This window comes from Candidatus Poriferisocius sp. (assembly GCF_965219775.1).
In the GTDB taxonomy this organism is placed as follows: Bacteria; Actinomycetota; Acidimicrobiia; order Acidimicrobiales; family Bin134; genus Poriferisocius.
In genome coordinates, this window is the sequence record NZ_OZ244793.1 from 2,485,756 (window position 1) to 2,509,710 (window position 23,955).

20 protein-coding genes are annotated in these 23,955 nt (G+C 65.0%); 15 read left to right on the plus strand and 5 right to left on the minus strand.

The genetic code is table 11. From position 1 onward, the window contains the following. Positions 1 to 36: 36 nt before the first annotated feature. The 5 genes from ACOQPQ_RS11225 (at position 37) to ACOQPQ_RS11245 (ending at position 5,520) form a co-directional block, all read left to right on the plus strand. On the plus strand, positions 37 to 969 hold the full coding sequence (locus ACOQPQ_RS11225) for an acyl-CoA dehydrogenase family protein (RefSeq protein WP_420639517.1): 933 nt from the start codon (positions 37 to 39) through the stop codon (positions 967 to 969). 30 nt (positions 970 to 999) lie between these two features. Beyond that, entirely contained in the window at positions 1,000 to 1,839 is an 840-nt protein-coding gene (locus tag ACOQPQ_RS11230; protein WP_420639518.1) for an enoyl-CoA hydratase/isomerase family protein, read from the plus strand. Continuing rightward, positions 1,836 to 2,957, plus strand: a complete 1,122-nt coding sequence (locus tag ACOQPQ_RS11235; protein WP_420639519.1) for an acyl-CoA dehydrogenase family protein — start codon at positions 1,836 to 1,838, stop codon at positions 2,955 to 2,957. Before ACOQPQ_RS11230 ends, ACOQPQ_RS11235 begins: the two co-directional genes overlap by 4 nt. 49 nt (positions 2,958 to 3,006) lie before the next feature. Beyond that, on the plus strand, positions 3,007 to 3,768 hold the full coding sequence (locus ACOQPQ_RS11240; RefSeq protein ID WP_420639520.1) for an SDR family NAD(P)-dependent oxidoreductase: 762 nt from the start codon (positions 3,007 to 3,009) through the stop codon (positions 3,766 to 3,768). 105 nt (positions 3,769 to 3,873) lie between these two features. Next, a complete protein-coding gene (locus ACOQPQ_RS11245) occupies positions 3,874 to 5,520 on the plus strand; it encodes a thiamine pyrophosphate-binding protein (protein WP_420639521.1) in 1,647 nt (548 codons plus the stop codon). 8 nt (positions 5,521 to 5,528) lie between these two features. Here ACOQPQ_RS11245 and ACOQPQ_RS11250 read toward each other — a convergent pair whose 3' ends face one another. Next, positions 5,529 to 6,662 (minus strand): mandelate racemase/muconate lactonizing enzyme family protein, encoded by a 1,134-nt coding sequence (locus tag ACOQPQ_RS11250; protein WP_420639522.1) that lies wholly within the window; start codon positions 6,660 to 6,662, stop codon positions 5,529 to 5,531. Next, positions 6,659 to 7,786 carry a cytochrome P450 gene (locus ACOQPQ_RS11255; protein ID WP_420639523.1) on the minus strand — a complete coding sequence of 376 codons (1,128 nt, stop codon included), beginning with the start codon at positions 7,784 to 7,786 and terminating at the stop codon, positions 6,659 to 6,661. Before ACOQPQ_RS11255 ends, ACOQPQ_RS11250 begins: the two co-directional genes overlap by 4 nt. Before the next feature lie 183 nt (positions 7,787 to 7,969). Between ACOQPQ_RS11255 and ACOQPQ_RS11260 the strand changes: the two genes are divergently transcribed. From ACOQPQ_RS11260 to ACOQPQ_RS11280, 5 genes are all read left to right on the plus strand, one after another. Continuing rightward, positions 7,970 to 10,150, plus strand: coding sequence for an MFS transporter (locus ACOQPQ_RS11260; RefSeq protein ID WP_420639524.1), 2,181 nt, complete (start codon positions 7,970 to 7,972; stop codon positions 10,148 to 10,150). A gap of 59 nt (positions 10,151 to 10,209) precedes the next feature. Further along, positions 10,210 to 10,584 (plus strand): hypothetical protein, encoded by a 375-nt coding sequence (locus ACOQPQ_RS11265; RefSeq protein WP_420639525.1) that lies wholly within the window; start codon positions 10,210 to 10,212, stop codon positions 10,582 to 10,584. A gap of 92 nt (positions 10,585 to 10,676) precedes the next feature. Continuing rightward, positions 10,677 to 13,541: an ABC transporter permease subunit gene (locus ACOQPQ_RS11270; RefSeq protein ID WP_420639526.1), complete on the plus strand. Its 2,865-nt coding sequence runs from the start codon at positions 10,677 to 10,679 to the stop codon at positions 13,539 to 13,541. Further along, positions 13,538 to 14,419, plus strand: coding sequence for an amidohydrolase family protein (locus ACOQPQ_RS11275; protein ID WP_420639527.1), 882 nt, complete (start codon positions 13,538 to 13,540; stop codon positions 14,417 to 14,419). The genes ACOQPQ_RS11270 and ACOQPQ_RS11275 overlap by 4 nt, the downstream gene beginning before the upstream one ends. 42 nt (positions 14,420 to 14,461) lie before the next feature. Further along, complete coding sequence (locus ACOQPQ_RS11280; protein WP_420639528.1) at positions 14,462 to 15,211, plus strand: MBL fold metallo-hydrolase; 750 nt, start codon at positions 14,462 to 14,464, stop codon at positions 15,209 to 15,211. A gap of 37 nt (positions 15,212 to 15,248) precedes the next feature. Here the strand turns inward: ACOQPQ_RS11280 and ACOQPQ_RS11285 are convergent, their stop codons facing one another. Further along, positions 15,249 to 15,755, minus strand: coding sequence for a GNAT family N-acetyltransferase (locus tag ACOQPQ_RS11285; RefSeq protein ID WP_420639529.1), 507 nt, complete (start codon positions 15,753 to 15,755; stop codon positions 15,249 to 15,251). Next, complete coding sequence (locus ACOQPQ_RS11290; protein ID WP_420639530.1) at positions 15,752 to 16,561, minus strand: TauD/TfdA dioxygenase family protein; 810 nt, start codon at positions 16,559 to 16,561, stop codon at positions 15,752 to 15,754. Before ACOQPQ_RS11290 ends, ACOQPQ_RS11285 begins: the two co-directional genes overlap by 4 nt. An 83-nt stretch (positions 16,562 to 16,644) precedes the next feature. Between ACOQPQ_RS11290 and ACOQPQ_RS11295 the strand changes: the two genes are divergently transcribed. The 4 genes from ACOQPQ_RS11295 to ACOQPQ_RS11310 all read left to right on the plus strand — a co-directional run bounded on the left by ACOQPQ_RS11295 (position 16,645) and on the right by ACOQPQ_RS11310 (position 22,543). Beyond that, entirely contained in the window at positions 16,645 to 18,117 is a 1,473-nt protein-coding gene (locus tag ACOQPQ_RS11295; RefSeq protein ID WP_420639531.1) for an ABC transporter substrate-binding protein, read from the plus strand. Positions 18,118 to 18,133: 16 nt separating this feature from the next. Then, positions 18,134 to 20,386 carry a CoA transferase gene (locus tag ACOQPQ_RS11300; RefSeq protein ID WP_420639532.1) on the plus strand — a complete coding sequence of 751 codons (2,253 nt, stop codon included), beginning with the start codon at positions 18,134 to 18,136 and terminating at the stop codon, positions 20,384 to 20,386. 88 nt (positions 20,387 to 20,474) lie between these two features. Continuing rightward, positions 20,475 to 21,617 (plus strand): acyl-CoA dehydrogenase family protein, encoded by a 1,143-nt coding sequence (locus ACOQPQ_RS11305; RefSeq protein WP_420639533.1) that lies wholly within the window; start codon positions 20,475 to 20,477, stop codon positions 21,615 to 21,617. A gap of 5 nt (positions 21,618 to 21,622) precedes the next feature. Then, a complete protein-coding gene (locus ACOQPQ_RS11310) occupies positions 21,623 to 22,543 on the plus strand; it encodes an acyl-CoA dehydrogenase family protein (protein ID WP_420639534.1) in 921 nt (306 codons plus the stop codon). 15 nt (positions 22,544 to 22,558) lie between these two features. Here ACOQPQ_RS11310 and ACOQPQ_RS11315 read toward each other — a convergent pair whose 3' ends face one another. Continuing rightward, positions 22,559 to 23,128: a carboxymuconolactone decarboxylase family protein gene (locus ACOQPQ_RS11315; protein WP_420639535.1), complete on the minus strand. Its 570-nt coding sequence runs from the start codon at positions 23,126 to 23,128 to the stop codon at positions 22,559 to 22,561. Positions 23,129 to 23,222: 94 nt separating this feature from the next. On the opposite strand from ACOQPQ_RS11315, the gene ACOQPQ_RS11320 reads away from it, so the two are divergent. Next, the gene (locus ACOQPQ_RS11320) at positions 23,223 to 23,939 is read left to right on the plus strand and encodes an SDR family oxidoreductase (protein ID WP_420639536.1); all 717 of its coding nucleotides are present in this window, start codon (positions 23,223 to 23,225) and stop codon (positions 23,937 to 23,939) included. Positions 23,940 to 23,955 lie beyond the last annotated feature (16 nt).

A 23,955-nucleotide genomic window follows, 5' to 3' on the forward strand; every position in this document is an offset into this window, starting at 1 on the left:
CGGCGGTGGCTGCTCGTACGGAGACAGGGGTGCTTGGTGAGCCTGGACCTCTCTTACGGCGATGAACTGTTGGCCCTGCAGGCTTCCGTCGATGGCTTCTGCCGCCGAGCCGGGACAGGTCCGGGGTTCTGTTCTTCCTCGCCGCTACCGGAAGGCTTTTGGAGCGGGTTGGCCGACCTTGGGGTCCTCGGATTGGGCACCCAATCCGGCGGCGGCGGTGTGCTCGAGATTGCGGCGGTGATGGAGACGCTTGGTGCCCACGGCGCACCTGGACCGCTGGTGGGAACCTTCGCGGCGACCGCGCTCTTGGACGACGCAGTCCTCGGCCCGGTGAAGAGCGGTGATTCGCTGGTGAGTGTTGGCGCGGAAGGAGTCTTCCCGTGGGCGCCGGTCGCGGACGTCTTCCTGGAACTCGGGGTGTCGGAGGCCTGGAGGGTCCAGCCCGCCGGTCCTGTTGAGCCGGTCGACACTACGGCAGGCGAGCCGTGGGCCCGTATGGCAGCCGAGCGGCTGGAATCGTTGGGTGACTCCTCGCCGGCTGCCGCTCGGGCGTCGGTAGCGGTGGCGGCCTACATGGTGGGTGCCGCCGACGAGCTGGTCTCGTTGTCGGCCGAGTACGCCCGGAATCGGATGCAGTTCAACAAGGCGATTGCTACGTTTCAGGCGGTGTCGCATCCCCTGGCCTCGGCGGCGACGCGGCTCAACGCGTCACGGATTCTCGTACGGGGCGCGGCGCAGCGGCTGGATGCCGGGGACACCGAGGCAGCTCAGGCCGCGGCGTTGGCGCGTCTGTCCGCGACAGCAGCGGCGACCGACGCGGCCTACCGGGCACATCAGTTGTTCGGGGCGATGGGGTTCACCCTGGAAGGTCCGGTGGCGTTCCGAAGTCACCGGATCCGCCAGGTGGGACTCCTGGCGCCGAGTCAGGGCTGCGTCCGCGAGGTGGTTGCCGCCGGACTGGGACTGTGAGGCCGTTCCGTTGTCGAAAAGGAGCACACCATGGTGGATTTGACTCAGCCCCTTGAGGGTTTGATCTACGAGAAGAAGGACCACATCGCCTACATCACCTTGAACCGCCCCGACCGGGCCAACGCGTTGCACAGCTCCATGGTGGAGCCGATCAAGGCGATTTGGGCCGAAGTCCGCGACGACCCGTGGATCCGATGCGCGATCGTGACCGCAGCCGGCGAGCGGCACTTCTGCACTGGAGCGGACGTGGGAGCGGTGGCGTCGCGTGGTCGGGTGGCGGCCGGACGAGGCCCGTTGACCGAGGAGGTGTTCTGGTCGCCACGCCAGAACCGGGTGTGGAAGCCGGTCATCTGCGCCCTGAACGGCACCGTGGCCGGTGCCGGTCTGCACTTTGTCGTGGACAGCGACATCATCGTGGCCGCCAACACGGTGAAGGTCGTCGACACCCACGTGAATGTGGGCATGGTGGGCGCGATCGAGAACATCGGTCTGACCAAGCGTCTCCCGCTCGGCTCGGCGCTCCGGTTGACTCTGCAGGGCCGGAACTATCGGATGACCGCGGAGCGGGCGTACAACCTCGGCCTCTTCGACGAGCTGTGCGAACCCGAGGACCTCATGGCCACGGCCGAGGAGATTGCCCATGACATCTGCAAGAACTCACCGGCGGCGGTGACGCTGTCCCAGCAGGCCCTGTGGGGCGCGTTGGAGATGAGCTACCGGGATTCCATGGAGTACGGCTGGGCTCTGATTCGCATGCACTGGGATCACCCCGACATGGCTGAAGGCCCCAAGGCTTTCATGGAGGGTCGCGACCCGGTGTGGGTGACCGGCGAGGAGGATCCTGACGGGGAAGCCTCAGACGACGGATGAATCTCGAACTCGGACCCGAACTCATTGCGTTTCGTGATGAGGTCCGGGACTTCCTGGAAGACTACCGCGACACCCACGGGTTCTTTCATCACGAAGGCGATCATCACATCGCCACCCTCAAGCTGCATCGGGCGCTGGGGGAGCGCAACTGGCTGGCACTGGCCTGGCCCACGGACGCCGGCGGCGAGGGCCGGCATCCGCTCTATGAGTTTGTTTTGTGGGACGAGATGGCTCGGTACCGCGCGGCCCGGCCACCCCTGGGTTCGGGGATCGTGGCCAAGACGATCATTGCGGCCGGCACGCAAGAGCAGAAGGAGCGGTTTCTGCCGCGACTCCGAACGGCGGAGATCGCGTTCTCGCTGGGCTATTCCGAACCGGAGGCCGGCTCGGATCTGGCTGCGCTGCGGACCCGGGCGGTCCGGGATGGAGACCGCTACATCCTCAATGGCCAGAAGCGCTGGACCTCGGGCGGTCATCGAGCCGACTACCTCTGGGTCTTGTGCCGGACCGGCGAGCCGGAGGCGCGGGGAAGAGCGTTGACGATTCTGATCGTGGACATGACGTCGCCCGGAATCACGGTCTCACCGATTCCGGCGGTCGGGGGCGAACGCTTCAACGAAGTTTTCTTCGATGACGTCGAGGTGCCGCTGGCCAACCGGATCGGCGAGGAGAACGGCGGCTGGCGCTTGATCTCAGAGTCGCTTGCCACCGAACGCCACGTGCAATTCTCCCCGGCCCGTGTGCAACAGGACTTTGCCGAACTCGTGAGCTGGCTCAAGGAACGCGGGCTCACCGACGACCCCGTCGTTCGCCATCGATTGGTGGACACCGCGGTGGTGGTGGCCGAAGTCGAAGCTCACGCATTGGCGCTGCTGGAGGCTGTCCAGGACGGCCGGGACGCAGCGGTGGAGGCCGCTGCCAACAAGTTGGCGGGTAGTGAGGCAGCCCAAGCCGTGGCCCGGGTGGCGGGAGACCTCGGGGCACCGGAGTCGGTGATGGTCGGTTCAGAGATCGAGTTCCTGTGGCGACAGTCCATCAGCGAGACGATCGGTGGCGGGACCTCCGAAATCATGCGCGGGGTGATCGCGAGCCAGGGTCTCGGGCTGCCGATCCGCTGAACTTTTGCAGTGAGAAGACGAAGAATGCGACAAGGATGAAGGGGTGGTGATGAGCGAGGATTCGCAAGGTCCGGTCGTGGTCGTGACGGGCGCGGCCCGAGGACTGGGCCGTGACTATGCCGCCATGTTTGCGGCCGACGGCGCAAGAGTGGTCTTGGCCGACATCCAGGCCGACGCGGTTGCTGCGGCGGCCGAAGACACTGCTTCGGCCACGGGTGCAGAGGTGATCGGCTTGGAGGTCGACGTGGCCTCTGCTGACAGCGTTGCGACCATGATCGCGAAGGTGGAGGAACGGTTGGGGGGTGTCGACGTGTTGATCAACAATGCCGGCATCTGGGGCGACCTGGAGTCTGCGCCGTTGTCGGCCACCGACCCCAACTACTTCGACCTCGTGATGGCGGTGAACGTGCGAGGACCGTTGCTGTGCGCACAGGCGGTTCTTGATCACATGCGCGCCGAGGGCTGGGGTCGGATCATCAACATCTCCTCGATGGGTGCCTACATGCCGTCAGGCGTCTACGGGGTGTCGAAGCTGGCCTTGAACTCGATGACCTTTGCCTTGGCGACCGAACTCGGGCCGTCGGGGATCACCGTCAACGCTGTGGCACCGGGCCCGATCGACAACGAAGCCACCCGGGCCCAGCTTCCGAAGGAGGCGATGATCGACAAGATGATTGCGGGCACGGCGATGAAGCGCATGGGTACGTCACGAGACCTGTACGGAATGATCCGCTACCTGGTGAGCCGCGACGCCGACTGGGTAACGGGCCAGACGTTCCTGGTCAACGGCGGCTACAACTCGCGGCTGTGAACCTCCGTCCAACAAGCGTCAACGCGCCCAACGTGGTGTTCTTGACTGGCTGGTGCCCGAGCCGCGACCCAAGGTCTGACGACGACTCCGGGAGGGCGAGGTGACATGACGACTCACAGCGGCGGTGACGCCGTGGTCGCGGCCCTGCGGGCCGCCGATGTGGACACGGTCTTCGGGATCGTCAGCGTGCACAACGTCCCTACCCTCGACGCCATCGCTCGCTCCGGGTCGATCGAGTTCATCGCCTGCCGCCATGAACAGGGCGCGGTCCACGCGGCCGACGGCTACGCCCGCGCCTCGGGCAAGATCGGTGTGGCGTTGACCTCGACGGGACCAGGCGCGGCCAACGCCATGGGGGGCCTGTTCGAGGCCAACTACGCCTCGAGTCCGGTCTTGATGATCACCGGCCAGGTCGAGACGTCCGAGTACGGGCGCGGCCGGGGCACAATCCACCAAGCCGAGGATCAACTCACGATGTTGCGCACGGTCACCAAGCGCTCCGAGCGCATCACGACGTCATCCGACATCGCCCCGACCATCTTGGCGGTGATCTCGGACATGATCAGCGGACGCCCCGGCCCGGGGGCCGTGGAGATCCCCATCGATCTCCAGTATGCCCACCACGCCGACGTGGCCGTGGATCCACCAGAGCGTCGGGCAACGGCGCCGGCCGAGGCCGCCATTTCGGCCGCAGCCGGCGTGTTGGCTGGAGCCGACAGACCGCTGATCATCGCCGGAGGCGGTGTGATTCTCGCCGACGCCTCTCACGAGTTGACCGCGCTGGCCGAGGCACTCGGGGCCCCCGTCGCGACGAGCGTGGAGGGTCGTGGCGCTCTCCCTGAGAGTCACCGCCTGGCCCTCGGACCCAACACCGACATGTCTGCGATGGACCCGATCCTTGCCGGCGCCGATGTGCTCTTGGCCGTGGGGACCAGGTTTCAGCTCACCTCCAACGTGGCCAAATGGCTCAAGTTTCCGGGCCGGCTCATCCACCTTGACGCCGACCCAACGATGATCGGTCGTGTCCATCCGGCCGAGATCGCGCTGGTCGGCGACGCCAAGGTCGGGCTGGCGTCATTGGTTGGCGAGCTTGGCGGCGAGCGCAAGGACACTGATGATTGGGTTGCTCGGTGTGCCGCGTGTCGTGATGAGGTCATCGCCGCGACCCGCGCCGATCTCGGGCCGGATGTGGTCGCAATTCTGGACTCCATCGCTGCAGCGCTGCCCGCCGACGCCGTGGTGGCGAAGGACGCCACCATGAGCGCCTATCTTTGGGCCAATCGGCTGCTACGCGTTGAAGAGCCTCGGACCGCTATCCGTCCGGTGTCACAAGCCATCGGGCCCGGGGTGCCCCTGGCCATTGGTGCAGCCGTGGCTACCAGGCGGCCAACGGTGGTCGTCCAGGGAGATGGCGGTCTCATGCTCAGCGTCGGAGAGATCGCGACCGCAGCGCAGTACGACCTCCCGCTGGTGGTCTGCGTGTTCAACGATCGCGGCTACGGTATGTTGCGGTTCATCCAGGACATGGCGGTCGGCGGGCGCCGCGTTGGTGTCGAGCTCTCGACACCGGACTTTGCTGCTCTGGGAGCAGCCTTTGGCGTCCAGTCCGCTTCGGTGGGGACCGCCGACGAATTCAGCGACGCCTTCGTCGGCGCGATCGAGACGGGTGGTGTCTGGGTTCTCGATGTTGATCTCACGGCGATGTCGCCGATGACGCTGACCCCTCAAGCCCGCCCGCTTCGGGAGGGATAGACCGAGCGTCAGTCGGCGATGAGGATGGTGTCGCCGAGCATGGCGGGGTTTGGCGTGGCCCCGATGCCGGGGGCGTCGGGGTCGTAGAGCTTGGCGGTCCCGCCTTCCATGTAGACGCCTTCTCCCGCGTTGACAACGTCCTCGACCGTCCGGGTGAACTGGGTTCCGCCGCAGTCGGGGAGGCTGCGGCGGTAGGTGGTGGAGAAGTGAATCATGGTGGTCGAGGCGAGCCGCGATTGGATCACGTTGTCGTGGCGGTAGCCGATCCCGAAGGCTTCGCACATGTCCAGCATCTTGCAGGCTTCGTGGAGCCCGCCGGTCCGCAGGATCTTGAGGTTGATCATGTCGACCGCGTCGCGGCGGATGATCTCGGCGAGAACCTTCGCGTTCGCTGCGGATTCGTCGGCGATCAGGGGTGAGTTGATGGCGTCGCGGACTTTCTTGAGGTCGTCGAGGCCTTTGACCGGCTGTTCGACGTAGATGTTGAACTCCTCCATGGCGGGGAGGACCTCGATGGCTTCCTCCGCGGTCCAGCCGATATTGGGATCGGCAATGATCACGACGTCGGTTCCGGCCGCCTCCCTGATGGCAGCGATGCGCGCCACCTCGGTGTCGAGATCGAGCTCACCGAAGTACCGACCGAGCTTGACCTCGATCGCTTGGAACCCTTCGGCCACCCTTGCCGCGGTGTCTTCGCCCATTTCCTCTGGGCTCCGGATACTGATCGAGAAGTGCATCGGGACGCCGTCGTCGTACTCTCCGCCCAGAAGCTTGTAGACCGGGAGCCCGGCGGCCTTGCCCATGATGTCGTACAACGCGAAATCGATCGCGCCCTTGGGGAGCAGCTCGTCGCTCCAGGGTTCGTCGGAGAGTTGCTCGTCCATGCGGGCATGGATTTCTCGTATCTCAAAGGGATCCTGGCCGATGACGGTCTTGGCGATCGGCTTCATCTTCTCGAGACACTCGTCGCGATTGTCCAGGGGCAGTGGCATGAGTTCGCCCCATCCCTCCAAGCCATCGTCGGTGGTGATACGGATTGCCGCGTTCTTGATGGCGTCGATGACCCCGTAGGAGACGAGGAACTCCCTGTCTCGGATGTAATTGAGGTCGAAAGGGAAGGCTTCTATTCGTGCGATCTTCATCGGAGGCTCTCGGTCTGGCGGTACCAGCGGGGGGCTGGGGTGAATCGGGCGGGCAGCGCGTACATGCCGTAGGCGATGCCGACGGTCTGCGGTCGAGTGGCGGCGTCGAGGTCAATTTCGTAGTCGGGCAATCGCTGTAGGACGGCCTGCAGTGCGATTTCGATCTGGCGGCGCGCCAGGTTCGACCCCAAGCACCGGTGGGCGCCCAGGCCGAACGTCATATGCCGGTTCGGGAACCGGTCGAGTTGGAGTTCGTCGGGGTTGTCGAACACATCGGCGTCGCGGTTCCCTGATGCCCAGACCAGCAGGAGCTTGTCGCCGGCGCTGATCTGGTGGCCGCCGATCTCGCAGTCCACGTTGGCGGTGCGGGCCAGGGCGAGTTGGGGGGCCTCGAGGCGAAGGAACTCCTCGATGGCCGAGGTCATAAGGCCCGGGTCGTCGATGAGGCGCCGGCGGGCGCCGCGGTCGTGGTGGAGCTGGATGAGCGCGTTCGAGATGGCCGAACCGGTGGTGTCGAAGCCGCCTTGGATGACCAGGTAGGCCATCTCCTTCACCTCGTCGTCGGTGACGGGTCGGCCATCGACGCTGCAGCCGAGGAGGTAGGAAATCATGTCGTCGCGCGGTGACTCACGGCGAGCGGCGATCGTCTCGTAGAGCACCTCGCCGATGGCACGGAGATGTTCGACGACATCGGCGCGCTCGGGGTTGTCCTGCCGCAAGAAGACGGCCCGGTGCAGCGGTTCGGAGAACTCCTTCCAACGTTCGACGGGCAGTCCGAGCTTGTAGAGGGTCGTCATTGCCGGTAGCGGGTCGGCAAGGTCGTGAACGAAATCGCATTCGCCGGACTCGATGAACTCGTCGATGGCGGCATGGGCGAACCGCTCGATGACCGGGGTGAGCCTTTCGACGGCCGAGGGGGAGAGCATCGGGTGCAGGATGCGTCGGAATGCAAGGAAGTCTGGGGGGTCCATCTCGGCGGGGATGGATCGCTGCCCCCGATTGGCCTTGTCGGGGATGGTGAGGCCTTGGGCTGAGGAGAAGCGGATGTCATCGCCGGCCACCTCTTTGATTTCGGTGTACCCACTCAGGATCCAGAACCCGCCGTAATTTTCGGTGTACGCCACGGGGCGTTCTGCTCGCAGGTGCGCGAGCGTTGACCACGGGTCATCGGCGAAGGCTTGGGAGTGGTGGTCAAACTCCACAGGACACCGTTCGGACATCGCGTGCATCTCAGTCATTCGGGGCGGCTGACCAAGACAATATCAGTACACTCAAGTCTTGGTCCCGGCGAGAGGAGGGGTTGGGTCATGACGGCCACCGAGCCCAATGGCCGGTCGATTCTGTCGCCGACGCTCACGCCGAGAGAGAACTTTCACATCACCCGCAAGCTGGTTGGTGTGGACAAGTGGCCCCTGGCCCTGTTGACCGTCATCTACACGATCAACGTGAGCGACCAGTTCCTGCTGCCGGCCATGTTCCCGTTGCTCAAGCGCGAATTCGGCCTCTCGGATACGGCATTGGGGTTCCTGAGTGGTTCGTACCTTGTGAGCGTGACGTTGTTCACGGTGCCCTTCGGGATTCTGGCGGACCGCTACAACCGCACGCGCATCATCGCCTGGGGAACCATGGCGTGGGGCATCACGATGATCTTCACCGGCTCGGCCGCAGGGTTCCCGATGCTGCTGATCGGCCGGATGTTGTTGGGGATGTGGGATCCGTGTGACAACCCCACTTCGCAGTCCCTATTGGCCGACTACTACCCGGTCAATCAGCGGTCGAAGGTAATGGGGATCTATCAAGTAGGGCAGCTAGCCGGCTTCATCCTGCTGCCCATCGCCGGGATCATGGCCCAGGCGTGGGGTTGGCGCGCCACCTTCTATTTTTTCGCGCTGCCCGCGTTCGTGGTCTCTGCTTTGGCGTGGCGGCTCCCCGAACCCGAACGAGGGGTGCAGGATCGCAGGCACCAGAGGCTGGAGGAGAACGAGGACACGGTGTCCACCTCTGGAATCGAGGAAGGCTCAGGGCTTCGCGCCCATGCCGATCTCCTGAGGTGTCGCTCCTACGTGGCGATGCTGGCATCGGGGATGCTGGGCAGTTTGTTCTTCGGTGGAATTGGCGTGTGGGTGCCCACTTTCTTGATCCGCTATCACGATCTTGAGATCGCGGAGGCGGCTTCTGCCATCGCCGTGGTCGCGGTCGGTGGGCTGATCGGTGCAGTCGCGTCGGGCAACCTCGCCGACTACCTCATCCAGGCGAAACATCCCACGGCGCGGATCGCGTTGGCCGGCATCGCCCGGGCGGCGTCCGTGCCGTTCTTCATCATCGCCTTCGTGGTCTCCTACACGGAGGTGGCCCTCATATCGCTCATGGCCGCGGCCATGTTCCTGGTCGCGGGCATTCCCCTGACCAACGCCGCCCGCGCCGACGTGTTGCATCCGCGCCTGCGAGGCCGGGGCACGTCGATGGACGCGGTTTCGCAGAGTCTGGCGTCGGCCGCGTCACCGGTCATCTTCGGCATTCTGTCCGACGCCTTGGACCTGCGCACGGCGTTTCTGATCTTGTCGCCGCTTTCCGCCCTGTCGGGGCTCCTGTTGTTGACGCTCGGCCTGGCCACCTACGGACGCGACGAGCGGGCGGTACGAGAGCAGGTCCGGCGTGAACACTTCGAGAGCCTGCGAGCCACGGGCAAGCGCGAGGACGACAATACGGAGCTTGGGGAGAACATCGAGCTGTCGCTTTCAGAAGCCGTTCAGTTGTGGAGTCCCGATCAGGGCCCCATGCTGGAGGTGCAAACGCTGGACTTCTCCTATGGTCAGATCCAGGTTTTGTTCGGCGTGGATCTGATTATCCCCCAGGGTGGCTGCCATGCGCTCGTTGGTCGGAACGGGGTTGGCAAGACGACACTGCTCTCCAGCATCGGCGGCTTGCTCGATGGTCAATCCGGTCGGATCTTCTACAAGGGTCAGGAGCTGACGGGCATTCCGGCGGATCAGCGCACCAAGCTGGGGATCACGCTGATGGCGGCCGGCCGGTCCACGTTCCCGTCACTCAGCGTCCGAGACAACCTGTGGTTCGGCTCCTACCCCTTCACCGACAACGCGGCGTTGGCCCAAGAACGCGGCGAGGCGGTCCTGGAGGTCTTCCCGGCACTCAAGCCCCGACTGGACCAACGGGCCGGGACGTTGTCGGGTGGGGAACAGCAGATGGTGGCCTTGGGCCGGGCGTTGATGGCGGGCCCCGACCTGTTGTTGATCGACGAGCTGTCACTCGGTCTCGCCCCAACCGTGACGGGCCAACTTCTGGACGTGCTGGACCACGTTCTGGAGTTCGGCACCACGATCCTGCTGGTCGAGCAGTCGATCGGTGTCGCATTTTCGGTGGCGGACACGGTGTTCTTCATGGATCGGGGTGTCGTGGAACCGTTGGGTCCCGCCGAGGGACTTGATGCCGACGAGCTGACGCGGCGACTGCTGGAGCGTCGGGAGTGACTCCCCGCAAAGAGGGTGGTCGCCGCGTTCCCTGGTGGACGGGGCGACTCCAACGCCAGGTGTTCATTGCGCTGGTGACGCTCGGGCTCGTGGTGGGTTTCGTCCTTGGTGTGCGTCAGGCCGTGATCGACCCCGTGCTGGACGTCGGCGATCCCCGTGTCCGCGTCGAGGGCAGGATGGCGACAGTACAGGTCACAGTCCGCAACACCAGCGGGGACACGGCGTACTGCCCGATTGTCGGCATCGCCGCCTTGGATCGTGAGGGTCTGGATCTCGACTCGGGCATTGCCTTGCCGGATCTGTCCGACGGCCGACTCGGCCCGGGGGAGAGCGCGAACTACATCGGCACCCTGACGCAAATCTCCGCTCAGGAATTCAACGAGGAACTCGACGAGTACGTCGGCTTCATCGAAGAGGAGAACGAATGCCCGTGACCGGCATCGGATTCGCAGCCGGTCCAGCCTCTCGGCGGCGGGCCCATGGCCCGGATTGAGTACACGATATTGTTCGCTGGGAAGGGGGGTCAGTGCTCGGCGACATCATCGGCTTCACGATCCCGTTGATCGACTTCGAAGTCCCGCGAAACATCGTCACCATCGGGCTGATCCGAGGGCTCACCTACGCCTTGTTGGGGATCGGTATCACCTTGGTGTACCGGTCGTCGAGGGTGATCAACTTTGCTCACGGCGAGATGGGGGCGCTGCCGGCTTTGCTGATCCCCATCTTCGTGTTGAGCCTCGGTTGGCCGTACCCGATCGCGTTGACGCTGGCGCTGTTGTCGGCCGCCGTGCTCGGGGGCCTGTTCGAGTTTTCCATCGTCCGACCGCTACGCAACGCGAGTCGCCTCACGGTGTTGGTGGCCACGATCGGTGCTGCTCAGCTCCTGTTCTTTTCCGGGGCGCTGTTGCCCAAGGGCGGCGACTTTGCGGGAAAGAGCTATCCGACACCCTTCACGTCCTCGGTCACCATAGGAACGCTGAGGCTCAACGCCGGTGACCTCACGATCCTGGTAGCGGTCCCGCTTTTGACGATCGGCCTTGCCCTCTTCCTGGGGAGGAGTCGGCTTGGCAAGGCGAGCCGGGCCGCAGCGGAAAACGGAGACGCCGCGCGCCTCGCCGGCATCCCGGTCGAGCGGGTGTCGATGGCAGTCTGGACGATCGCCGGTTTGTTGGCCGGCATTTCCGCGATCCTCATCGGGCCCACACGACCGCTCGGGCTCTCGGAGGCACTCGGCCCGAACCTGATGTTGCGGGCGTTGGCCGCCGCCATGCTGGGAGGATTGTCCGGGTCCTACTCCGTGTTCGCAGCCGGTCTCGCCATCGGACTCCTGGAGAACCTGATCATCTGGAACTTCCCCATCGGGGGGGCGTTGGACCTTGCGCTGCTGATCGCCATCGCCGTGAGCTTCCTGGTCAAACGGGGATTGGGCGCAGTGGCGAGGGGGGCGGAAACATCGTCATGGTCGCTGGCCGCATCGATTCTCCCACTGGCGCCGAGCATGGCCTCGGTGGCCCGTTTGCGATGGGTCCGGACCCTGGTTCTGGCGGGACTGTTGGTGTTCGTGGCCTATGTGCCCACATTGGTGTCATCAAAAGAACAGTTTTTCTTTTCGGGCATCGCCCTGTTCGCGGTCTTCGGACTGTCGCTCGTGGTTTTGACCGGATTTGCGGGCCAGGTCTCGATGGGTCAGTTCGCGTTCGTCGCCGTGGGCGCCGCGTTTGGCGGACGCCTGTACCAACTCGGGATCCCACACGGTCCGGGTTTGGTATTGGCGACGGTGATCGGCGGTGGTTTCGCGTTGGTGGTCGGCATCCCGGCGCTTCGGATTCGGGGACTGTTCCTAGCCGTCATCACCCTCGCGTTCTCGGTTGCCACCAGCGGATGGCTGCTGCAACGGGACTGGTTGAATCATCGTGGCGCCGATGGCTCGACGTCGATGAGCATCCCCAGACCGGTGTTTCTGGGCATCGACTTCGACTCGGGCATCCGCTACTACTGGGTCTGCCTCGGCGCGCTGGTGATGGCGGTGGCCTTTGTGCATCGATTGCGGAATTCCGGGTTGGGACGGCGGATGATCGCCGTCCGTGACAACGAGCCCTCGGCGGCGAGCGTGGCAGTTTCGCCACGAACCACGAAACTGTTGGCCTTCATGATCTCGGGAATGATCGCTGCATTCGGCGGCTTTCTGTATGGCGGTCTACTGGTGAACTTTTCTGGAGACATTGATGGCACCTTCGGGGCGGGCGAGTCCTTGTCGTTGGTCGTCATGACGGTCTTCGGGGGGGTGACGACGATCACCGGCGCCATCCTGGGAGCGGTGTGGGTTCAGGGCATCCCCCGCATCTTGGGCGAGGACTGGGGCCTGCTGTCGTCGGGCATCGGTGTGCTGGCCGTACTCTTGGTGCTGCCTGGCGGCCTCGCTTCGTTGGTGTTCAAGGCCCGGGACCGGTGGGTTCAGGGAGCAGTGGATCAGGGTTGGCTGACCCCCCGTCCGATCGAGACCCCGGCCAAGGGTGGCTTTGTGCCGGCGAAGCGGCGATCGGATGACACGTCGACGAAGCCACTCACCGCGGCGGGCATCAAGGTCTCCTACGGAGGCATCGACGCGCTTTCCGGAGTCTCCATCGAGATCGGCCGCGACGAGATTGTCGGGATCATGGGCCCGAACGGTGCCGGGAAGACCACCCTCTTCGACGTCCTGTCGGGCCATCAGCGTCCGACGGTTGGTGAGGTGTATCTCGAGGGCAAGAACATTTCCAGGGCCCCGCCACAGGCCTGTGCTCGGCGAGGCCTCGGGCGTTCGTTCCAACAGGCCCGGCTGTTCGAGGACATGCGGCTCGTGGACGTGGTCAACATGGCCTTGGAGCGTGAGTTCCCGACCAACGCCCTGAGCGCGGTGGTGGGCACACCGGGGGCGCGGCGCAAGGACCGCACGCGCAACACGAACGCCATGTCGATCCTGGCTGCGCTGGAGCTGGATCCCTTCGCCCATCACCAGATCGGTGCCCTCTCGACCGGGAGTCGGCGCCTGGCCGAGTTGGCGTGCGCGTCCGCTCTGGGAGCGCACGTGATCCTGCTGGACGAGCCGACGGCGGGCCTGACCCCTCAAGAGGTCGAGTCCTTCACTCGGATCGTGACAGACCTTCGAGCTACTCAGGGGGTGACGGTGGTGGTAATTGATCACGACGTGCCGATGATGCGCACGTTGGTCGACCGACTGTACGTACTGGAAGCAGGACGTCTGATTGCTCATGGTCCGCCGTCCATCCTCGACACCGACCAACGGGTTATCGCCGCGTACGTGGGTTCCGATCGCGGTGCGGCGCTTTCGAAGGACGGATCGTTCACCAATGTCAACGTCGGTACCACTCGGACGGGCGACGAAGCGTGACCGAGACCTTCGAGTTTGTCGACGCCCACGTCCATTTCTGGGACCACAGCGTCGAGGGCTTGCGGTGGGTGTTCCTCGAAAGGGGCTTCGACCACCCCCGGCTGCGCGGTATGCATCGACTCGATGCCCCCGCGTTCACCGACGTGGAACTCACCGCGCAAGCCGGCCCCTACATCCCCAGTCGCGTGATCCACGTCCAGTCGTGTGAGGAGGACGCGCCCGGACTGGAGTCGGCGTGGGTACAGTCCATGGCGGACGAACGTCCCATGATCGGTGCCATCGTGGCTCGAGCCCGGGTCGCGGCCCCCGAAGTCAACGTCGTCCTCGCCGCCAATGCATGCCAACCCGCGTACCGGGGGGTGCGCGACATGGCCTCCCCTCAGACCATCGGAACTCCGGAGTTCACGGCGGGGTTCGACGCGGTCGCTGCCTCCGGCTCGTCGCTGGAGGTGCTGGTTCCGTATCCGAAGTACCGCGACGTCGGTGCGCTGGCTGTCCGCCACCCCGAGACCCAGATCGTTCTGGGTCACGCTGGGCTTGCCGAGCATCGGGACCCGGAGTACTTCAAGGCCTGGAGTGCGGAGTTGGCGCAATTCGGGATACTGCCGAATGTGACTGTCAAGATATCGGCGCTGGCCAGCGGCGCGGATCCGAACTGGACCGAGGCCTCGATCCGCCCGTGGATCCTCCGCTGCGTCGAGGTATTCGGTCCTGACCGAGCCATGTTCGGGTCGAATTGGCCGATCGATCGGCTCTACGGGGACTATGAGCGGGTGATCGACGCCTATCGGGGCACGGTCGCCGAACTGGGGCGGGCAGAACAGGCTGCACTGTTCATCGACACCGCAACGAGGGTCTACAAACTCACCGTCAATTGAGTACACTTATATTGCGCAGAGGGGCCTAGCGGAGGCGATGTGATGGACGATGTGAAGGACAGAGTGGACGGCTGGGCCGTGACCAGGCTGCACAACGCGATGACGATCATCGAGGTTGATGACGCACGCATCCTCACCGATCCCTGGTTCACGCCCAGTCGGGCGTTTCGAAAAGTCTCCCCCGTTCGAGCCGAGGAGGTGGGCGAACTCACCGCCATCATCGGCTCACACTGGGTGAAGGACCATTTCCACCTGAGGGAACTTGCTGCCTACCCGAGAAAGGACCTGCCGATCTATGTGTGCTCCGACAACATGGTCAAGCACGCGGAGAAGCATGGGTTCACCAACGCGGAGACGCTTGAGTGGGGTGCCACGCGGTCGCTGACGAGGACGGTCACGCTCGAGGTATACGAAGAGCACATCGGACGGGGGCGCCGAACCAACAACTACGGCGTGATCGGTCCCGACGCCCGAGTGTTCTTCGGCGGCGAAGTGCTCGACCTCGATGCGATCCGACGCTGCGGGGAGGCGAACGAGCCGTTCGACGTAGTCATCGGGCCGGTCAACGGCGTGCATCTGATGGGGCGCCAGTTGTCCGCCACGGCCAACGAGATGCTGGAGGCGACGCGGTTGCTGGGAACCCTTCGTTTGGTGGCGGTCCACGATGAACACAAACCCTTTGGGCCGCTACTGAAAGTCACGTCATCGATCCGGGACCTGGACGGGGTTGACTGCGGCGACATTGAGGTCATCGAACTGGATCTCGGCGGTAAGTACAGGTCGGCCGCCTGAGCCGCGGGGCCCTTCGGTGCGGGTGGCGGCCGTGGGCTCAGACCACGTATGTCTTGCAGGCGACGCCGATGGTGGTGTTGTCGAAAGTCGCTCGGTCGAGGACGTCAAAACCTCTCGATGAGTGGAATCCGATCGAATGCTGGTTCGGGGGGTCGAGGCAGACGAGCGATGACAAGGTGGTGGTGCCGGCGCCCACCCCGGCGGCCACCTCCAGGATGCGGGCGTCGATTTCGTCGTAGAGCGCGAGGCCCAAGCCTTGGCCCGAGTAGGTCATGTCGAATGCGACGCGTTCGAGGTGCAGATCCGCCGCCCCGGCTTGCAGGGCCCACTCGGCCCGCGGCGTGAGGTGCCCGCAAGCGGCGTCGATGATGAGGGCGAATCCCACCACGTTGCCTTCGTCGTTCTCCACCGCGAATGCCATGCGGGAACTCGAGAGAACCAGGGCGAGTTGGTGGTCGGAAATCGGTCCGACGTCGCCGACGTTGAGCTGGTTGATCGCGGCGACGGAGTCGAGGTCGTCTTGTCGCAGGCTGCGAATGGTCACTCGGCACCTCCCACGGTGATCCGATGGAGGGTACGTTCCATGTCGCCGTAGTCGTGCACGCCGTAGTGCATGGCGCATCGGTTGTCCCAACAGACGACGTCGCCCGGCTGCCACTGGTGGCGGTAGACGTTGTCGGGGGTGACCGACTGATCGTAGAGAAACTGAAGGATGGGAAGGCTCTCGTGTTCGGTGAAGCCTTCCAGGGCGACCATGGCTCCGCCGGGCCGATTGAGGTAGAGCGCCGTCCTATTGGTGCCGGGGTGTTCACGCGCGATGGGATGGTGGTTGATGACAGTCTCTCGGGCGGACGCAGGCAGGGTGTCGGCTGTACCGGCCATTTTCTGGGGCTTGACGGGGCGGCTTCCGACGAACGTGGCCCGGCGGCCAGAGAGCAGTGCCTTCATGCCGTCGGACAGACGGTCGTAGGCCGCGTACTGGTTCGAGAACATGGTGTCACCGCCGTAGTCCGGGATGACGTGGCCAACGGCTATCGAGACTGTCGGTGGGGTGGACATGTGGGACCAGTCCGTATGCCATGCCTCGGCAGGGGCCTTGGCCTTGCCGAAGTTGGGGACGACGGCGATCTCGGGATACCCGTCGAGGGCGTTGGCGGCGTAGTAGTAGGGCAGAAATGGTTCTCCGAACAGCCCAGCGAGTCGGAGGTGGTGATCGGGTTCGAGCATCTGGCCGCGAATGATGAGCACACAGTGCTGGAACAGTGCGTCACGGATCGTCTGGGCGGCTGCTTCGGAAATCGGCCCCCGGAGGTCGATGCCGGTCAGCGCGACACCGACGGATCCAGTCAATGGTCGGAGTTCGACGCTGGTCGTCAGATCTTTTTGGGCCACCATACCGAGTACAGTATACTGATCTGGCGTCAGGGGGGTTCATGAAGCATCGTCACCGCAACGCTGCCCGACGTCGGTTACGTGTAGTCGGCTTGCTCTTGTCGCTGGGTCTGGTCGCAACCGCGTGCTCGGGTGACGACGCCGACCGTGATGCCGCGGCAACGCCCACTTTCGGGGACGAGGAACCGACCGCGGCTCCGGACGGACCCGCCGGAACCGAAGGACCGGGAGGGGCCGATATATCCGACGGGTCGGACCAACCCGATGGCCCGGCCTCGGAGGAGGAGCCCTCCCCGATTTTCGAGCCGGAGGGCGAACGGACGGTCCCGGAGGAGGTGCCACCCGAGGAGGTGCGCGTCGTCCGCGTCGGCTACGCGTTCCCCGACTTGGCCGCTTTTGCGGTCCTGAACGAGGACTTCGGGATCGGCGACCCGCAGTTGCAGGCCGAAGCGGTTGTGGACGGCTGGCGCCGCCAAGGCCTGCTGCCGCCCGGCATAGAGGTTGATTTGGTGTTCGCGTCGTACAACATCATCAGTACCACGGACAAGATCGCCGCATGCACCGAACTTGCTGAGGACGCTGACGTCGACATTGCGGTCAGTGGATTGACGTTCTGGGTCGGCGCCGAATGTCTCGCCGAGCGATTCGGGATCCCGGTCATCGCCACGGAGGGGGAAGATCGTGCCACCTACCAACGCGGCGCGCCATGGCTGTTCACCCTGCGACCAGATGACATCACCTATTACTCGGCTTTTGCCGACTGGGCGATCGACCAGGGCATCCTGGCCGACCGTCGGGTCGGGCTGTTCTTTGAGACGCCGCTGACCGACGGGGTCGACGCCATGCGCGGGCGGCTCGAGGCGGCCGGTGTCCAGATCGTCTCGGTGACCGAGACGTCAGGCGAGGGCATCGGCGGCCCTGAGGACCGGACGGTTGTCCAGCGCTTCCTTGATGACGAAGTCGACGTCGTCCTGCCGCTTGTCGGCGGAAGCAGCGCCGTGAACATGTACAACTTTGCCGAGAGTCAGGGGTATCGGCCCGTGTACCTCGACGTGGATTATGCCGAACACACCACCGATGTCGCAGCGAAGACAAACCCGGCCAACCAGTACGACGGAACGTTGGCCATGACAGTGACGCGGATCGGCGAGCAGGCGGGCGGCGTCGAGAACGCCGGGGCGGAGGCGTGTCTTGCCAACTATGAGCGATACGCCGCGCAGGACATTTCTCGCCAACCCCCTGAGTCCGGTGAGTACAGCAGCATCTTGCGCACCTGTGATCTGTTCACCGTGCTGCTGGCCGCGCTGACAGGGGCAGCCGATGACCCGTCCGGCGCGAACTTTGTGGCCGCGTTGGAGCAGGCCGGTCGAATCGAGTTGGTGGGGTCGGCAGGAGGATCCTTCAGCGCAGAGGATCACTCGTTGATCGATGAGTACCGGACGATCCAGTGGGATGCGGCCTGTCCCTGTTGGCGGGCGCAGGACGACTTCGCCGCCATGGCTCCGGCAAACTGACGAGACTGCCGACCCCATGGTGCCGAACGGGGATCTTCGTGTCCTGCAACTGCAGGGCGGGATCGAGGTAGCCTTCTGTGCCAAGATCCTGGCCGACTCCGGCGCCGATGTTGCGGTGGTGGAACCGACCGGTGGACACCCGTTACGAGGGCGCGGCGACGGCTCGCTCTACGGGTACTTGCATGGCGGGAAGCGAAGCATCCTGGGTGACGCCATGGACCCCGGGGAGTTGGCATCGGGCGCTGACGTGGTGGTGACCGACGCGATTCCGGGGGGTTGGGAGAGGTTTCATGCCCGCCACCCGCACGTGACCGTTGTGGTCATCACACCCTATGGACTGGAGGGGCCATGGGCCGATCGGCCGGCGACCGATTTGACCTTGCAGGCCGGTTCGGGCGGCATGGCACCCCGAGGTGCTCTCGGCCGAGCCCCGTTGATGGTCGGGGGCGAACCGACGGCCTGGTTTGCCGGATCGATCGCGGCGGTGAGCGTCCTCGCCGCAATGGTGCGACAGCGGCCCGACACCGAGGGTGAGTTGATCGATGTGTCCATGTTCGAAGCGGCCCATCTGGAGCACGGGATGCACCCCGTCACGTTCGCGTCCATCGCCCAGAGGCCGTTCCAGACGACTCGGGGTACACCGGTGCCGGGGATCGAGCCCACGGCCGATGGCCACGTTGGATTTTTTGTGATCACCGGACAGCAGTGGCTGGACTTCTGTTCGTTGGTGGGTCAGCCGCAATGGGCGGAGGATGATTCCTTGTTCATCGCCACGACCCGCCGGGAGCGTGCCGATGAGCTGTTGGGTCCCATTCGGGCTTGGACGGCAACGCAGACGACGGCCGAACTCGTCGAACTCGCGTCATCAATGCGTATCCCGGTGGCACCCATCGGGACCGGTGCCACTCTGCCCGAGATCGACCAGTTCGTGGCGGAGGAGTGGTTCGTCGTCAACCCCGACGGGTTCCTCCAACCCCGCCGCCCCTACCGGGTTGTCGACGAACCGGTGTGCCCGGCCGTAGCGACCGACACCCTGGGTGCCGGGAGTGTCGATCATTGGGATGACCGGCCCAACCCGGCAGGCTCGGTGGCCGCCCTTCCCTTGGCCGGGCTTCGGGTCGCCGACTTTTCGGGGTTCTGGGCGGGGCCGATGGCCAGCGGCATTCTGGCCGGGTTCGGTGCCGAGGTCATCCACGTCGAAGGTCCACGGCGACCAGACGGCATACGGATGAACTCCATCCGGTCAATGAGCGACGACCAGTGGTGGGAGTGGTCGCCGCTGTTCTGCGGGGCGAATACGAACAAGCTGTCTCTGACGCTGGATCTGGCCACCGCCGCCGGCCGGGATGTCGCATTGGCCTTGTTGGGTTCCTGCGACGTGATGGTGGAAAACTTCTCGCCTCGCGTCGTCGACCAAATCGGGCTCGACGCCGACGCCGTGCTGGCCGCGAATCCAAATCTCGTGGTGGTGCGCATGCCCGCCTTCGGACTCCATGGTCCCTGGCGCGATCGCGTCGGTTTCGCCCAGACCATCGAACAGGCGGTCGGCCTGGCGTACCTGACGGGTTATGTTGCCGAGGAACCGGTCATTCCGAACGGAATGTGCGATCCGCTCGCGGGCGTGTTCGGCGCGATCGCCGCCCTGGTCGGCCTCGCGGAACGTGATCGGCGGGGCGAGGGGATGGTGGTGGAGTCCCCGATGGTCGGTGCAGGCCTGGCGACCACCGCCGAGCAGGTCATCGATTTTTCGCTCACCGGCCGATTGCATCAGGCGATGGGGAACCGGTCACCGTTGTTCCAGCAGGATGTCTACCCCGCGTCGGGTGACGACGAGTGGCTCGCCGTATCGCTACCTGACGACCTGGCCATGACGGCGTTGGCGGGTGTCGTGGGATCATCCGATCCCGATTCGATCGCCAAGTGGTGTGTAGGGCGTCGTGCCGGCGATGCCTCCGCGGAACTCCAGGATGCTGGGGTTCCGGTTGCGCCAGTGGTTTGGGCGCACCAGGTACTCGACAATCCACAACTCGTCCATCGCGGGTTCTTCGAGGAGATGGAGCACCCCGTCTGCGGTACGTTCCCCGTTGCTTCGTGGCCGGCACGATTCGGAGCGGGACCACACCGGTGGAATCGCGCACCGTCACCCACTCTGGGCCAACACAACCGCGTCATCTTGGACCAACTGGGGTTTGCCCCGGCGGAGATCGACGCGCTCTATGAGGCCGAGGTGCTCGCCGACAGGGTGCTGAGTTCGCAGAAGGGCTGGTAGAGGGTCCGGCCGGTGGACGGGCCGGCACCCCTTGGGCTACTATTTAGTGTACTGAATGACCCTCTGTGGTCGGATGGAGGTTCTCTCGATGGAGTTCGGATGGGAGAGCGACCATCTCGCCTACCGAGACGATGTCGTGGCGTTCCTCGATGAAGAGCTTCCGTCACACTGGCACGGAGCGACGGCAGTCTTGGGTTCGCGCGAGAACGTCGCCTACTCCCGACGCTTTGCGGGCCTGTTGGCCGAGCGCGGGTGGCTGACCCCGCATTGGCCGTCGGAGTACGGCGGAGAAGAGGCGTCGCCGTGGATGCTGGCGGCGCTCGGGGAGGAGTTGTGGAGTCGGGGAGAGCCGCGCGGTCCGCAGTACATGAACGCCAATTGGATCGGCCCGTCGATCATGGCTCATGGCACCCCTGAGCAACAGAGCCGCTATCTCCCGCCGATCTCGGCAGGCAATGTGGTTTGGTGCCAGGGCTTTTCGGAGCCCGACTCGGGCACGGACCTGGCGTCACTACGGACTCGGGCCGAGCGCGACGGTGCCGAGTACGTCGTGAACGGCGAAAAGATTTGGACCTCCTATGGCGACGTCGCCGAGCACTGTTACCTGCTGGTTCGCACGGATCCGCAGAGTGAGCGCCACCAAGGCATCAGCGTCCTGTTGGTTGACATGCCCGCCGACGGGTTGGAAGTCAACACGATCCCTGGTGTGGTCGGCGAGCACTCGTTCAATGAGCTGGTGTTCCGAGATGTTCGGGTGCCGGTGGAGAATCGATTGGGACCCGAACACGAGGGCTGGGCAGTCGTGCGGGAGGCGCTTTCCTTTGAGCGCGTCGGGGCACCTCGCTGGGCGCGGGCCGCGTTCGTGTTGAATGAGGCGATCGAGGCAGCCCTCAGCGCCGACAGGAAACTGGACGAGGTGGCCCTGCAGGCCATCGGAGTGGCGAAGTCGGCCTGTGAGGCGGCCCGAATACTGAGCTACCGGGTGATCGATGAGCGGGCGCGAGACCTGCCCCCTTCACCCCATGGCAACATGGCCCGCGCCGCGATGGTGCAGGCCGAGCGCCTGGTGGCCGAGGCTTGCCTGACCATCGACGGCCCCGAGACGCTGGCCTATGGATCGCGCGCCGACCATCAAGTCCGGAAATCCCTCGCCGCCGGAGTGGCAGCAGGAACCTACGAGGTGCAGCTAAATCTGATCTCTCGGCTGCATCTCGGACTCCCGAAGGGCTGAGCGAGATGGACTTCCGTCCGAACGACGACCAAAGTGCGGTCCTTTCCGCAGTGTCGACCCTGCTCGAGCGACATTCGGGTCCGACGCGTCTTCGGGCTCTCGGTGGCGACAGCCCCGACTATGACCACGACCTCGACAAACGCCTCGAGGCCGCCGGGTTCTTCGACGTGGCGGCCTTTGGCAGTACGAATCGCCTTGACGCAGCCCTGGTGCAGGAAGCGATCTCGATGGCTCTGGGGACAGCGGCGACCGGCTACCGACTGTTGGTGGCGCCGTCGCTGCCGATCACGGTGACCGGGCCGCTGGCGGTGGTTCCCGATGGCTTCGTCGGCCCGGCGCGCTTCGCCGCCGACGCCGACGCTGTGGTTGTGGTGGGCGCTGACCAGGTTCGCCTGGCGAGCCCCGCGCCAAACGCAGATCGGTCGTTGTCGCGCCTGGGGTTTCCCGTGGGCCAGTTCAGCGCCCCCGTTGGCGGTGAGGTGCTCGATGGTGTCGATCCGGCCGAGATTCGAGCGTGGTTGCAAGTGACCCTGGCTGTAGAGATCGCCGGAGCACTTCGGTTTGCGACCGACCTGACAGTGGCCTACGTGATCGATCGCAAGCAGTTCGGTCGCTCGATTGGATCGTTCCAAGCCGTACAGCACGGCCTGGCGGAGTGCGCGATAGCGACCGATGGCGCGCGCCTTTTGGCCCTGGAAGCTGCGTTCGTCGGGAGCGCAGAGGCGGCGGCCGTGGCGCTGACGCACGCGCTCGAGGCCACCAAGGTCGTGTTCGGGCGGACTCATCAGTACACGGGCGCGATGGGCTTCACTCAGGAGTACGACCTCCATTTCGCAACCATGCGCCTGGTCGGCTTGCGCTCGGAGGCCGCAGCCCTCGGGCGGGCGGCGGCGTTGGTGGCCCGCCAACGCTGGAATGTCGGCTGACTCAGTCGACTGCTCTCAGCACTGTTCGATGAGTTCCTGGAAGACCGCGAGGGGTTCGCTGTCGGCAGGGGCGTGGATCGCCAAACTGTGGATGGTGGCTGACACGCACGCATAGAAGCTCGCCGTGAGTATCAACTCGACGCACTCGCCGTCGTCGAAGTGCCGTCGAAGTTCCTTCATGCCTTCCTCGGACGCTCCGCCGAGGGTGATGATCTCCTCGGTGCACTTCAGCGCCGCCTTGGCACCGGGATCGAAGAGTTCGGATGTCTCGGGGTTCCCGAGGTCGCGGAGCTGGGCCTCGCTGGCGCCGGCCGCGATGGCGGCGGGCCAGTGGGAATGCCACTCCATGCTCGCCTCGGTGAGGAGGGCGACGCGCATGATCTGGAGTTCTCGGAGGGCCCGAGAGGTAGTTGGCTCCGAGCGAAGGGGCCAGGCCATCCCCACCCAGGCATCGAGCATTGCCGGTGCGTTGCCGAGGAGTCGATAGAGAAGGGGAACATTGCGTCCCGCATCACGAAAATTATCGAAAACCGGAGCGAGCGCCGGGTCGGAGGAGTTCGCGTCGACGGGTTCGAGGCTTGCCATGGTGGAAACTCCGGTCGTTGGCCCGATTTCGAAAGTCAACATACTCTATTCGGGCAATGCGGCAGTCCGAGCGAACTCGGCGTGAGGTGATCCCATGTCAGTGAAGGACCGGTCGGTGGTTGTGGTCGGTGGGACGTCGGGCATGGGCTACGCGACTGCGGCGTTGTTCGCCGAACAGGGCGCGCGGATCGCGGTGGTGGGACGCGATGCCGACAAGGCGGCGCAGGCGGCCGCCGCGCTCGGCGGGGACGTTGTGGCCGCCGGTCTCGATGCCGCGGACGCCGATGCGCTCGGCGAATTCATGGGCGGGTTGGCCGCGGTGGACCATGTCGTGTCGTTTACGGGTCTGCAGCCCGCGGCTCGGGTGGGCGATACCGATCATGAGATATTCGGTTCGGCCTTCGACGCTCGCGTTTGGGCGGCCCGGAACTGCTGCGCCATCGCGGCGCCGATGATGCCCCCCGACGGGTCCTTCACGTTTTGTTCGGGTCTGTCGGCCATTCGGCCCCGGCCCGGACGCTCACCAGGTGCGGTGGCGACGGCCGCAGTGGAGTCTTTCTGTCGAGCGATGGCGGTTGAGCTCGCGCCGATACGGGTGAACGCCCTGTGTCCGGGCGCCTTCGACACTGAGGTCCTCCGGCGAGCCCTCGGACCCGACCCCGAGGCGGGATTGGCCCGGCTCGGAAACTCGATTCCACTCGGGCGGATCGGCCAACCCGAGGAGATCGCGCACGCAGTGCAGTTCTTGGTCACGAACACCTACACCACCGGCATCACGCTGCGCGTCGATGGCGGGGCCCTCTTGGTTTAGTGGCCGAGGGGGGTCA